Annotated in this window: 10 protein-coding genes and 1 pseudogene; 7 read left to right on the forward strand and 4 right to left on the reverse strand. The window is 71.2% G+C overall.

Going from position 1 to position 12,208, the window contains the following annotated elements:
* Nucleotides 1-331: 331 nt before the first annotated feature.
* From ABD198_RS07205 to ABD198_RS07235, 7 genes and pseudogenes are all read left to right on the forward strand, one after another.
* Nucleotides 332-583 (forward strand): annotated as a pseudogene (locus ABD198_RS07205) (NAD-dependent epimerase/dehydratase family protein); the annotation flags it as partial.
* 447 nt (nt 584-1,030) lie between these two features.
* Nucleotides 1,031-1,798 (forward strand): DeoR/GlpR family DNA-binding transcription regulator, encoded by a 768-nt coding sequence (locus ABD198_RS07210; RefSeq protein WP_167991392.1) that lies wholly within the window; start codon nt 1,031-1,033, stop codon nt 1,796-1,798.
* Nucleotides 1,799-1,907: 109 nt separating this feature from the next.
* Nucleotides 1,908-3,278: an ABC transporter substrate-binding protein gene (locus ABD198_RS07215; RefSeq protein WP_343998610.1), complete on the forward strand. Its 1,371-nt coding sequence runs from the start codon at nt 1,908-1,910 to the stop codon at nt 3,276-3,278.
* The gene (locus ABD198_RS07220) at nt 3,275-4,219 is read left to right on the forward strand and encodes a carbohydrate ABC transporter permease (protein WP_343998612.1); all 945 of its coding nucleotides are present in this window, start codon (nt 3,275-3,277) and stop codon (nt 4,217-4,219) included. Before ABD198_RS07215 ends, ABD198_RS07220 begins: the two co-directional genes overlap by 4 nt.
* Nucleotides 4,219-5,097 carry a carbohydrate ABC transporter permease gene (locus ABD198_RS07225; RefSeq protein ID WP_343998614.1) on the forward strand — a complete coding sequence of 293 codons (879 nt, stop codon included), beginning with the start codon at nt 4,219-4,221 and terminating at the stop codon, nt 5,095-5,097. Before ABD198_RS07220 ends, ABD198_RS07225 begins: the two co-directional genes overlap by 1 nt.
* The gene (locus tag ABD198_RS07230) at nt 5,094-6,083 is read left to right on the forward strand and encodes a zinc-dependent alcohol dehydrogenase family protein (RefSeq protein WP_343998616.1); all 990 of its coding nucleotides are present in this window, start codon (nt 5,094-5,096) and stop codon (nt 6,081-6,083) included. Before ABD198_RS07225 ends, ABD198_RS07230 begins: the two co-directional genes overlap by 4 nt.
* A 299-nt stretch (nt 6,084-6,382) precedes the next feature.
* Nucleotides 6,383-7,627, forward strand: a complete 1,245-nt coding sequence (locus tag ABD198_RS07235) for a TerD family protein (protein WP_343998727.1) — start codon at nt 6,383-6,385, stop codon at nt 7,625-7,627.
* Nucleotides 7,628-7,768: 141 nt separating this feature from the next.
* Here the strand turns inward: ABD198_RS07235 and ABD198_RS07240 are convergent, their stop codons facing one another.
* The 4 genes from ABD198_RS07240 to ABD198_RS07255 form a co-directional block, all read right to left on the reverse strand.
* A complete protein-coding gene (locus ABD198_RS07240; protein ID WP_343998618.1) occupies nt 7,769-8,413 on the reverse strand; it encodes a TetR/AcrR family transcriptional regulator in 645 nt (214 codons plus the stop codon).
* A gap of 167 nt (nt 8,414-8,580) precedes the next feature.
* On the reverse strand, nt 8,581-9,597 hold the full coding sequence (locus tag ABD198_RS07245) for a 1-aminocyclopropane-1-carboxylate deaminase (RefSeq protein WP_343998620.1): 1,017 nt from the start codon (nt 9,595-9,597) through the stop codon (nt 8,581-8,583).
* 23 nt (nt 9,598-9,620) lie between these two features.
* The gene (locus ABD198_RS07250) at nt 9,621-10,262 is read right to left on the reverse strand and encodes a GntR family transcriptional regulator (protein ID WP_343998622.1); all 642 of its coding nucleotides are present in this window, start codon (nt 10,260-10,262) and stop codon (nt 9,621-9,623) included.
* Nucleotides 10,263-10,369: 107 nt separating this feature from the next.
* Nucleotides 10,370-11,953 (reverse strand): TROVE domain-containing protein, encoded by a 1,584-nt coding sequence (locus ABD198_RS07255; protein ID WP_343998624.1) that lies wholly within the window; start codon nt 11,951-11,953, stop codon nt 10,370-10,372.
* Between the last annotated feature and the right edge of the window lie 255 nt (nt 11,954-12,208).

Raw genomic sequence — 12,208 nt, forward strand, 5'->3', positions numbered from 1 at the left:
GCTCGTGTTACGGAATCGCAGTCGTACCGGGGAGCCCGGGAGGAACGCCCCGAGGAGCCCGGGAGGTCCGCGCCGAGGAGCCGGAAGGAACGTCCCGAGGAGCCCGGGAGAAACGCCCGAGGAGCCCGGGAGGTCCGCGCCGAGGAGCCGGAAGGAACGTCCCGCGAGGCCTGGGAGGAACACCGATCCCGGCGCCGGAACCCATCGTTCCGCATCGCCGCGTCCAAGGCACCTTCCCGATCCGCTCGGCCGGTCCTTAGCCGCACGATGACCAGGCATGACGACGATGACGACCTGGACCGTGGTGCGGGTGCTGCGCGACCGCAACGCCGGTGCCCGCCTCTTCCACGCCGCCCTGACCGCCGGGAACGTCGGCCACACCGTGGTGTACGGCTCCTCCGCCAATACCCGCCTGTGGTGGGACCTGACCTCCGCGCGGGCGCTGGGCTACGACCCGCAGGACGACTCCGAGCCGTACGCCGCGAAGCCTCTCGCCGTGGAGGGCGAGCCGGACCCGGCCGACCCGGCCCAGGCCCGCCTGGGCGGCCACTTCGTGACCGACCCGCCGATCTGGCCGCACTGAGCACACCGACCGCACCGGCCGCACCGAGCGCACCCACCGCACCGGACCGGCCCCCGAGCGCGCCAACCGCACCTGCCGTACTGAGCGTATTGATCGCTCTGACCGAAAGCGCACCCCCTCGACCGAGCGGGCGGGCACGGAACGGGCCCGCCCGCGGCGCATTCGGTCACGGCGCCTGACCGGGATCCCCCCGCACCGCCCCGGCACGCAGCCCTGCCGGCGCCGGCGCCGGGCCCCGCCCGACCAGCGAAAAAGCTGCCACGGCCACGCATCGGGCGGGGCGCTCATGCCCCGTGTCCGAGCCGGGCAGCGGCCGGACCGAACGGGCACAATCGGGCAGGACCGTACGGGCAACAGACCTGGTCACCCGCGAGCACCCGCTGTACAAATTCCCACAAGGAAATCCAGGGCCCGAACGGGCAGCGCGACGGAGAGGCAGGTGACGACATGACCAGGACCGCGGAGGAACGCCAGCGCGAGATCGTCCGCCTGGCCCGCGCCACCGGCTCCGTGGACGTCACCGCGCTGGCCGCCGACCTCGGTGTGGCGAAGGAGACCGTCCGCCGTGATCTGCGCGCCCTGGAGGACCACGGGCTGATCCGCCGCACCCACGGCGGTGCCTACCCGGTGGAGAGCGCCGGCTTCGAGACGACGCTCGCGTTCCGCTCCACCAGCCATGTCCCCGAGAAGCGCCGTATCGCCGCCGCCGCGGCCGACCTGCTCGGCGACGCCGAGACCGTCTTCGTCGACGAGGGCTTCACCCCGCAGCTCATCGCCGAGGCGCTGCCCAGGGACCGCCCGCTGACCGTGGTCACCGCGTCCCTGCCGGTCGCGGGAGCACTGGCGGAGACAGGCACGATCTCCGTCCTGCTGCTCGGCGGCCGGGTCCGCTCCGGGACGCTCGCCACGGTCGACCACTGGACCACCAAGATGCTCGCCGGTTTCGTCATCGACCTGGCCTACATCGGCGCCAACGGCATCTCCCGCGAGCACGGTCTGACCACGCCCGACCCTGCGGTCAGCGAGGTCAAGGCACAGGCCATCCGCTCCGCACGACGGGTCGTCTTCGCGGGCGTCCATACCAAGTTCGGGGCGGTCAGCTTCTGCAAGTTCGCCGAGATCGGCACGCTCGAGGCGATCGTCACCAGCACCCTCCTGCCGGCCGCCGAGGCCCACCGCTACTCCCTCCTGGGGCCCCAGATGATCCGCGTCTGACGGTCCCGCCAAGCCGGGAGCACCCTTCGAGAACCACCGCCCTGTGACCCTCTGCGGTCCCGCACGTCCCCATACATCAGATTTGCACTGAAATTCCCTGGAGCATCCCATGCGAACCCAGAGCCGACGCTCGCCACGCACCCTGATCGCCGTGGCGGCGATAGGGACGCTGATCACTCCGCTCGCCGCCTGCTCGGGCGCAGGCGGGTCCGGCTCCTCCGGCGGCGGCGACTCCATCAACGTCCTGATGGTGAACAATCCGCAGATGGTGGATCTGCAGAAGCTGACCGCCGCCAACTTCACCAAGGAAACCGGCATCAAGGTCAACTTCACGGTGCTGCCGGAGAACGACGTCCGGGACAAGATCAGCCAGGACTTCGCCAACCAGGCCGGGCAGTACGACGTGGCCACCCTCAGCAACTACGAGATCCCGATCTACGCCAAGAACGGGTGGCTGCACTCCCTGGACGAGTACGTCGAGAAGGACACCGCCTTCGACCAGGACGACATCCTCCCGCCCATGACCAAGGCGCTCACCGCCGAGGACGGCAAGCTCTACGGCGAGCCCTTCTACGGCGAGTCCTCCTTCCTGATGTACCGCAAGGACGTCCTGGAGAAGGAGGGCCTGAAGATGCCGCCCAAGCCCACCTGGAAGCAGGTGGCCGAGCTGGCCGCCAAGGTGGACGGGGCCGAGCCCGGCATGAAGGGCATCTGCCTGCGTGGCCTGCCCGGCTGGGGCGAGGTGATGGCGCCGCTGACCACCGTGGTCAACACCTTCGGCGGCACCTGGTTCGACAAGGACTGGAAGGCCAGGCTCGACTCCAAGGAGTTCAAGGAGGCCACGCAGTTCTACGTCGACCTGGTCCGCGAGCACGGTGAGGCCGGCGCCGCCCAGTCCGGCTACGCCGAGTGCCTGAACAACATGACCCAGGGCAAGACGGCCATGTGGTACGACGCCACCGCCGGCGCCGGCTCCCTGGAGGCCAAGGGCTCCCCGGTCAAGGGCAAGATCGGCTACGTCCCGGCCCCGGTGGAGAAGACCGACAGCTCCGGCTGGCTCTACACCTGGGCGTGGGGCATCCAGAAGGCGTCCAAGAACCCGGAGAACGCCTGGAAGTTCATCTCCTGGGCCTCCGGCAAGGAGTACGAGAAGCTCGTCGGCGAGAAGGCCGGCTGGTCCAACGTGCCGGCCGGCAAGCGGACCTCGACCTACGACATCCCGGAGTACCGCAAGGAGGCCGCCGCGTTCGCGGACGTCACCCGTGACGCCATCGCCGCCGCCAGGCCCGAGGACCCGGGCGTGCAGCCCCGGCCCGCGCCCGGCATCCAGTTCGTCGGCATCCCCGAGTTCACCGACCTGGGCACCAAGGTCTCCCAGGAGATCAGCTCCGCCATCGCCGGACGGCAGTCGGTGGACAGCGCCCTGAAGAAGTCTCAGAAGCTCGCCGAGGCCGTCGCCGAGAAGTACGAGGCATCATGACCCTCACGACTGAGGCCCGGGTCGCCGCCGTCCCCGGACGGCCGGCGGCCCGCCGCCCCGACCGGATCCGCGCCTGGGCCACCCGGGCTCCGCTGCTGCCCGCCCTGATCTTCATGATCGTGGTCACGCAGCTGCCCTTCGTGGCCACCCTGGTGATCTCGTTCTTCGACTGGAACGCGCTCTACCCCGAGGACCGCCGCTTCGCCGGACTCGCCAACTACGGCGAGGTGCTCAGCGACCCCGATCTGCGCAACTCGGTGTGGACGACGATCCTGCTGACCGTCACCGTGGTACTGGTCAGCCTGCTGCTGGGACTGCTGCTCGCGCTGCTGCTCGACCGCCGCTTCCGCGGCCGGGCCGCCGTGCGCACCATGCTCATCGCACCGTTCCTGCTGGTGCCGATCGCCGCCGCGCTGCTGTGGAAGCACGTGCTGTTCAACCCCGAGTACGGGCTCTTCAACGGCATCCTCAACGCCATCGGCGGGGAGGGCGCCGCGCAGCCGGACTGGATCTCCGAGATGCCGCTGACGGCGGTGGAGGCCGCGCTGATCTGGCAGTGGACCCCGTTCATGATGCTGATCCTGCTCGCCGGACTGCAGAGCCGCGACCCGCAGCTGGTGGAGGCGGCCCGGATGGACGGCGCGAGCGACTGGCAGGTGTTCGTCCACATCACGCTGCCGCATCTGCGCCGCTACCTCGAACTCGGCGTGCTCCTTGGCTCGATCTACATCGTGCAGAACTTCGACGCCGTGTTCACCATCACCTCCGGCGGCCTGGGCACCGCCAACCTGCCGTACACGATCTACCAGACCTTCTACCAGGCACACGAGAACGGCCTCGCCTCCGCGGCCGGCGTCATCGTCGTGATCGGCTCGATCATCCTGGCGACCTTCGCGCTGCGCGTGGTGTCGTCGCTGTTCCGTGAGGAGGTGTCCCGCTGATGGCCACCGTCACTGCCGCGCGACCGGCCCCAACGCCCCGGCGGACCGGCCCCCGCGGCCGGTTCCGGGGGGCCGCCCTGGGCATCGTCGCCTGGCTGGCCGGGATCGTGTTCGTGCTGCCCATCCTCTGGATGGTGCTGACGTCCTTCCACTCCGAGGCGGACGCGGCGACCAACCCGCCGTCCGTGACGGCCGCGCTGACCCTGGACGGCTACCGCGAGTTCTTCGGGCTCGCCGGGGGCGCCAGCCCCTGGCCCGCCCTGATCAACTCCATGACCGCCTCGGTCGTGTCCACGCTGCTCACGCTGGCGCTGGCGCTGCCCGCCGCGTACGCGCTGTCCATCCGTCCGGTGAAGAAGTGGACCGACGTCCTGTTCTTCTTCCTCTCCACCAAGATGCTGCCGCTGGTGGCCGGCCTGCTGCCGATCTACCTGTTCGCCAAGAACACCGGCCTGCTGGACAACATCTGGGCCCTGGTCATCCTCTACACGGCCATGAATCTGCCGATCGCGGTCTGGATGATGCAGTCGTTCCTGTCCGAGGTCCCGGTCGCGATCATCGAGGCCGCGCAGATCGACGGCGCCCGGCTGCCGACCGTGCTGACCCGGGTGGTCGCCCCGATCGCCCTGCCCGGCATCGCGGCCACCGCCCTGATCTGCTTCATCTTCAGCTGGAACGAGCTGCTGTTCGCCCGGGTGCTGACCGGCGTGGTCGCCGAGACCGCCCCCGTCTTCCTCACCAGCTTCATCACCAGCCAGGGCCTGTTCCTGGCCAAGGTGTGCGCCGCATCGTTCGTCATCTCCCTGCCGGTGCTCGCCGCGGGGTTCGCCGCCCAGGACAAACTCGTCCAGGGCCTGTCGTTGGGAGCCGTCAAATGAAGGCCGCCGTCATCGAGTCCGTGGGCAAGGCTGTCGTCACCGAGGTCCCGGACCCGACGCCGGGACCGCGGGAAGTCGTCGTGGAGGTCGACGCGTGCGGCCTGTGCGGCACCGATCTGCACATACTCCAGGGCGAGTTCGCCCCCAAACTGCCGATCGTGCCGGGCCACGAGTTCGCGGGCGAGGTGGTGGGCGTCGGCTCCCAGGTCACCGAGGTCTCGGTGGGCGACCAGGTGGCGGTGGACCCCTCCCTCTACTGCTACGAGTGCCGCTACTGCCGCACCGGCCACAACAACATGTGCGAACGCTGGGCGGCGATCGGCGTGACGACCGCGGGCGGCGCGGCCCAGTACGCGGTGGCCCCCGTGGCGAACTGCGTCAGACTCCCCGAGCACATCCGCACCCAGGACGCGGCCCTGATCGAACCCCTGTCCTGCGCGGTCCGCGGCTACGACGTCCTGCAGTCCCGCATCGGCGCCCATGTGCTGATCTACGGCTCCGGGACGATGGGCCTGATGATGCTGGAACTCGCCAAGCGCACCGGCGCGGCCAGCGTGGACATGGTGGACATCAACCCCGACCGCCTCCGCACCGCCGTCCAGCTGGGCGTGTCCTCCTCCGCCGCCAGCGCCGACGAACTGGACCGCCCCCAGGGCTGGGACCTGGTCATCGACGCGACGGGCAACGCGGCGGCGATCCAGGACGGCCTGGACCGCGTTGCCAAGGCCGGCACCTTCCTCCAGTTCGGCGTGGCCGACTACGCGACCCGGGTCACCATCGACCCGTACCGCATCTACAACCAGGAGATCACCATCACCGGCTCCATGGCGGTGCTGCACAGCTTCGAACGAGCGGCGGAACTCTTCGCCACCGGCGTCATCGACCCCGACATCTTCATCAGCGACCGCCTCCCCCTCACCCAGTACCCCAAGGCGCTCGACCAGTTCGCCTCCGGCGTAGGCCGCAAGATCGTCGTCGTCCCCTGACCCCATCGCCCCCCTGTCCATCCCCCCTCCCCACCGAGCCCGGGCCGCTCCCCACCCAACCATCCGGCCCGGGCTCGCCTTTTGCCGACCGAGCACCCCTTCGGCCACTACTGAGCCAACCGAGCCGGGTGGTGGGCGGGCGAGGCCGGGGTCCAGGGGCGGAGCCCCTGGCGGGGTCGAAGGGGCGGAGCCCCTGGGGACGGGACGGGTAGGGGCGGCGGGGGCGAAAACACCCCCCGATCGGGCCACAGGTAAGGGAACGGCAAAACCGCCCCGCTCGTTCACCCGGCATGACAGCTATGACCCCCGGCTCGAACATCCCTCTCTCCGCCACCAAAGTGACGGTGGACGTCACCGCCCCCGTGCGGCTGGACGTCTCGGGCCTGCTGCTCACCTCCGCCGGCAAGGTGCGCTCCGACGACGACTTCATCTTCTACAACCAGCCCACCGGCCCCGGCGTGACCTACCGCTCCGGCGGCGGCACGGCCCCCGACGCCATCACCGTCGACACCACGGCCCTGCCCCCCGGCATCGAGAAGGTCGTCGTCACGGCCAGCCCCGACGCCCCCGGCCAGACCTTCCAGGGCATCGAACCAACGGCCACCATCCGCAACGCCGACGACAACTCCGTCCTCGCCACCTTCACACCCCCGCAGCTCGGCTCCGAGACGGCCCTCGTCATCGTCGAGATCTACCTCCGCAACGGCCAGTGGAAGGCCCGAGCCGTCGGCCAGGGCTACACCAACGGACTCGCCGGCATCGCCACCGACTTCGGCGTCACCGTCGACGAACCGGCCACCCCCACCCAGCCGGCCGCCGCGGCCCCCACCCCGCCGACCCCGCCGGCACCCCCGGTCACCCCGCCCCATCCCTCCATGCAGCCCCCGGCCACCGCACCGGCTCCTCCGGCGCCCGCCGCACCCGCACCCGCACCCGCACCCACCCCGCCCGCCGCCGCAGACACCGGCAAGATCAACCTCGACAAGGGCCGCGTCAACCTCCAGAAGAACCAGACCGTCTCCCTGATGAAGGGCGGCCGCCCGCTGCTCTCCCAGGTCAAGATGGGCCTCGGCTGGGAACCCGCCTACCGCGGCAAGGACATCGACCTCGACGCCTCCGTCATCGCCTACGGCCCCCAGCGCAACCACATCGACAGCTGCTACTTCGGCAAGCTGCAAATCCTCAGCGGCGCGATCCAGCACTCCGGCGACAACCTCACCGGCGAGGGCGCCGGCGACGACGAGGTCATCACGGTCGACCTCGGCCGCCTCCCCCAGGAGGTCACCGGCCTGGTCTTCACCGTCAACTCCTTCTCCGGCCAGAAGTTCACCGAGGTCGCCAAGGCGTACTGCCGCCTCCTGGACGGCACCACCGGCGAGGAACTCGTCCGCTTCGACCTCACCGGCGCCGAACCCCAGACGGGCGTGATGATGGCCAAGCTCATCCGCCAGTTCTCCGGCGAGTGGGAGATGACGGCGATGGGCAACTTCGTGAAGTCCCGCACCGTCCGAGGCATGGTCAAGCCCGCAGCCCAGGCCCTGTAACCGGGCCCCGAGCCGGCACGCGCCAGGCGCCCCCTCCCCCAGGGGGCGCCACCGCGAGCCCAGGGCCCCGCAGCCCAGGGCCCCGCAGCCCGCACACCCCACGCCCCAACGCGCAGCCCAGAACGCGCAAGCCCCCGGCGCTCACCCCCGAGCCCGAAGCCCCTCCATCAGCAACCCCACATACCGCCGCAACCGCTCCCCCACATCCTCCGCACCCTCCGCATCCCCCGCGTCCCCCGCGTCCCCCACGCTCTCCCCACCGACCGCCTCACCGCACGCCATCGCAACGCCGTGCACCAGCCGCAGCACATCCATCGCCCCGACATCCCGCCGCAACTCCCCCGCCCCCTGCGCGTCCCCCACCAACCGCGCGACGGCCTGCCTCAGCGGATCACAGCAGTCGGACGAGGCACCCCCGGCACCACGCCCCGCCTCCTCACCCCCACCCACCGAGGAACTCAACAGCGCCCGCAGCCCCCGCATCTGGATCATCCCCAGACCCAGTTCGTTCAGCCACGCCACCAGCGCCGCCCCCGCCGGCAACCGCTCCGCCAGCTCACCGGCCCGCTCCGCGATCGCCTCGATCCGGTCGGAGTACACCGCCTCCAGCAGCGCCCGCCGGGTGGGAAAGTGCCGGTAGAGCGTGCCCGCCCCGACCCCCGCCCGCTTGGCGATGTCGTCGAGCGAGGCCCCCTCGCCCTGCGCCGCGAACGCCTCCACCGCCGCCGCCAGCAACCGCTCACGATTGCGCCGGGCGTCCGCGCGCATGGGCCTGACCTGCGCCATTCGTCACTCCTCGGCCCGGGAACCTCCCTCGTACCCTACCGAGCCGCTGCGGACCCAGGCCCCCACCGAAGACACGGGAACGCGGGGATGCGGCGACGCAGGGACGCGGGGACCAGGGCCGCAGGGACGCGAGGATGCGGCGACGCGGGGACGCGGAACGCACCCGCTCAGAACAGCGCGCTGTACGCGTTCAGCGCCGGCTGCCCACCCAGATGCGCGTACAGCACGGTCGACTCCCGCGGAATCTCCCCGCGCGACACCAGATCGATCAGCCCCGCCATCGACTTCCCCTCGTAGACGGGGTCGGTGATCATCCCCTCCGTCCGGGCCGCGAGCCGCATCGCCTCCAGCGTCGACTCGTCCGGTATCCCGTACACGCCCGCGTGATAGCGCTCGTCCAGCTCCACGTCCGCCACGGTCAGCTCCCCCTGTACGCCGATGAGCCGCCCGGTGTTCTGCGCGATCCGCGCGATCTGCTCCCGCGTCTCGGCGGGTTTCGCGCTGGCGTCGATACCGATGACCCGCCGCTGCCGCCCGCCGGCCTCCTCCAGCGCACGGAACCCGGCGACCATCCCGGCCTGGGTGGACCCGGTCACCGAGCACACGATCACGGTGTCGAAGAAGACGCCCAGCTCCCGCTCCTGCTCGGCGACTTCCCGCGCCCACCGGGCGAACCCGAGCCCGCCGAGCGGATGGTCGGAGGCACCGGCCGGAATGGCGTACGGCTTGCCGCCGGCCTCCTCGACCTCCCTGAGCGCCTGCTCCCAGCTCTCCTTGAACCCGATGCCGAACCCGGCCCGCACCAGCCGCACATCGGCCCCGGCCAGCCGGCTGATCAGGATGTTGCCGACCTTGTCGTACACGGAGTCGGGCCAGTCCACCCAGCTCTCCTGCACGAGCACGCACTTCAGCCCGGCCCGGGCCGCCACGGCGGCGACCTGCCGCGTGTGGTTCGACTGCACCCCGCCGATGGACACCAGGGTGTCGCAGCCCTGCGCTAGCGCGTCGGCGACCAGGTACTCCAGCTTGCGGGTCTTGTTCCCGCCGTACGCGACACCGGAGTTGCAGTCCTCCCGCTTGGCCCACAGCGAGGCACCGCCGAGGTGAGCGGTGAGCCGCTCCAGCGGATGCACGGGCGAGGGCCCGAAGAGCAGGGGGTAACGCTCGTAGGAGTCAAGGGACATGATGGTCCTCCCGGTTCGGGTGCTCAGTCGGCGAGCTCTTCGAGCCCGCGCCAGATCTCCGCGGTGACCCGGACCGCCCGGTCCGTGTCTCCGTCCGCGCAGGCCTCGATCAGCCGTTCGTGCAGTCCCACCGAACGGCAGCTGCCGCCCTCGCCGAAGCGCCGGCGTTCCAGGCGGCGGATCAGGGGGGTGTAGCGGGCGATGGTCGCGGCGGCGGCGCGGTTGCCGCTCACCCGGACCAGCACGTCGTGCAGCTCGTCGTCGGCGCGTACGGCCCCGTCCACGTCACCGGATTCCACGGCCGCGGCGAAGCGCTCGTTGGCGGCCCGCATGGCCGTGATGCCGTCGGCGGCCAGCCGGGGCACGGCGACCCGGGTCACCAGTTCGTGCATGGCGCCGACCACCGCGGCGGCGTCCCGCACATCGGCCGCGACCAGCGGTGTCACCCGTGTGTAGCTCTGCGGTTTGCTCTCCAGCAGCCCCTCGTCCACGAGCCGCGAGAACGCCTCCCGCACCGGCGCCCGCGACAGCCCGAGCCGCTCGGCGAGCTCGGCGTCCCGCACCACCGCACCGGGCTCCAGCTCACCGGCCACGATGGCGTCCCGGATCGCCTCATAGGCACGGTCCCTGAGCAGGGTGCGGCGCACCGGCCGGATGGTCTCCATGGACTGAAATGTTAGATGTCAGTCGCCCGAACGGAAAGACCCCGGCCCGCACTCACCATGCGGACCGGGGTCCTCGGGGTTGAGCCTGGGTTGAGCCTCCTGGCTCCTCACGCGACCCACGGCCAGTCGGCGTCACGCCCCGCCTCGAGCAGCGGGACCATGCGGAACGCCGCGTCCGACAGGCCGCCGAAGGTGTGCCGGTTCGCCGTGCCCGACGGGCCGTGGCCCGCCCGGTACCCGGCGAGGTTCCAGGTGTAGACCGGCACATCGGCGGGGATCTGCGAGGTCGGGTCGCCGTGGCGGCTGTAGGCGTACTGCTCGTCGGTGACGATCAGCACCCGGTCGTGCTTCCGGTAGTGCCGGCGGACTGCCTCGGTGGTGTCGGTGCCGCCCAGGTCGCCGAAGCGGTCCAGGATCTTCAGCACCGACTCCCCCTTGCGGAACCGCACCGGCCGGCTGCCGGTGCCGAACTCGACCAGGTCCGCCTGCTCCGCCCGCAGCGCGATCGCCGTGCCGAAGACCGCCGCGGCGTCCGCGCGGGTCAGCTCGGAACGGTCGGACATGCGCGAGTAGAACATCGAGCCGGAGCGGTCGACGAGCACCAGCGTGCGTCCCCGCAGCGCGGGCACATTGGCCAGCGAGTGGCCGAGTGCCTGCTCCAGCGGGTACGACCAGCGCAGCGACGGCACGTGCTGGTACGCGGCCAGGTACCGGAAGGGGAACTGCCGCGACCGCCGCACCTCGTCCGGGTCGCTGATCCGGGCGGCGACCTGTGCGGCGACCTCGTCCGAGACGCCCGCCTCGTCGAAGTTCCGCAGGTTGCGCACCAGCGCCATGGCGCCCATGGACGGGATGACGGCCTCCCAGGCCGCCCGGTCCATCGGCCCCTGCAGCCAGCCGGCCAGCGCCTCCCAGGTCATGCCCGCCGCCGCGAGCCGCTCGGCACCGCCAGGAGCGGTGACCACCGCACGCCGCTCGGCGACGGGCAGGGCCATCAGCTCGCGGTGCGCGCCGAGCACGGGAACGGCCGCGGGCGGCTCCGCGGTGTCCGGGTGGAACCGGCGGTCCAGGGCGTACCGGAACAGCTCGCCCTGCCACGGCTTGTCCGGGTCGGGGGCCGCGTGCACCAGGTTGAGGATGTCGCCGAAGCGGTAGCCCTTGGAGGGGGTGTCGTACTTCAGCAGCGCCTTGCCGGTGTAGAGCCGCCGCACGGCGTCCGCGATGCCGCGCTTGACGGGCTTGGGGATGCTGCGGCCGTACCGGGAGGTCCAGTACGCGAGCAGCTCTCCGGGCTCGTCGGGCCGGCGCAGCACCGAGGCGATCACCTGACGGCCCGTCGGACCGCCGGTGGCAGCGGCCTCGAGGCGGGCCTTGACGTACTCGGCGGCGCCCACCACGGAGGCGGTGCGCAGGTTGCCCTCGCCGCGCAGCCAGCCGAGCAGGCCGGCGGTCCACTCGGGGTCGGTGACGGCGAGCTCGCGGACCAGCCCGGTGAACCGGTCGTCCCGGTCGGTGCCGGTCTCGTAGAAGGTCTGCTCGCTCACGAAGTGGGACACGGCGAGCAGGAACAGCTCGGAGCGGGCGTCCCGCTCGTGGCCCCGGCCGCCCTCGTAGGTGCGCAGTACGCGCCCGGTGGACGTCACCCGAGAGGCGGGACGTGCCTTGGCCGCCCTGGTGTTGAATCGCGCCATGCTGAATTCCCCCGAATTCTTGGTTCATTTCGGGGAGGCGCGGCAGGAGGAAAGTGCCCGAGAAGGGGAGTCGGCGACGGGAAATTGCCGGACGCGTCTTCCGCTTCCGCCACACCGGAACTCGGTCCGGTGACGGGATTCGAACCCGTACCCCTTTCGGGATCCGGTCCTGAAGTACCCGTTGCCTGCGCACCGGGCACCCACCTCGTGCCGCGCCTCCCGAGATCAGTTCGGCGGCGGCCTGGAATCCATGGG

This window comes from Streptomyces thermocarboxydovorans (genome assembly GCF_039524635.1).
Lineage (GTDB): Bacteria > Actinomycetota > Actinomycetes > Streptomycetales > Streptomycetaceae > Streptomyces > Streptomyces thermocarboxydovorans.

Coding starts and splice junctions, on each gene's coding strand:
- ABD198_RS07210 (WP_167991392.1), top strand. CDS start 1,031: ATGACCAGGACCGCGGAGGAACGCCAGCGCGAGATCGTCCGCCTGGCC.
- ABD198_RS07215 (WP_343998610.1), top strand. CDS start 1,908: ATGCGAACCCAGAGCCGACGCTCGCCACGCACCCTGATCGCCGTGGCG.
- ABD198_RS07220 (WP_343998612.1), top strand. CDS start 3,275: ATGACCCTCACGACTGAGGCCCGGGTCGCCGCCGTCCCCGGACGGCCG.
- ABD198_RS07225 (WP_343998614.1), top strand. CDS start 4,219: ATGGCCACCGTCACTGCCGCGCGACCGGCCCCAACGCCCCGGCGGACC.
- ABD198_RS07230 (WP_343998616.1), top strand. CDS start 5,094: ATGAAGGCCGCCGTCATCGAGTCCGTGGGCAAGGCTGTCGTCACCGAG.
- ABD198_RS07235 (WP_343998727.1), top strand. CDS start 6,383: ATGACCCCCGGCTCGAACATCCCTCTCTCCGCCACCAAAGTGACGGTG.
- ABD198_RS07240 (WP_343998618.1), bottom strand. CDS start 8,413: ATGGCGCAGGTCAGGCCCATGCGCGCGGACGCCCGGCGCAATCGTGAG.
- ABD198_RS07245 (WP_343998620.1), bottom strand. CDS start 9,597: ATGTCCCTTGACTCCTACGAGCGTTACCCCCTGCTCTTCGGGCCCTCG.
- ABD198_RS07250 (WP_343998622.1), bottom strand. CDS start 10,262: ATGGAGACCATCCGGCCGGTGCGCCGCACCCTGCTCAGGGACCGTGCC.
- ABD198_RS07255 (WP_343998624.1), bottom strand. CDS start 11,953: ATGGCGCGATTCAACACCAGGGCGGCCAAGGCACGTCCCGCCTCTCGG.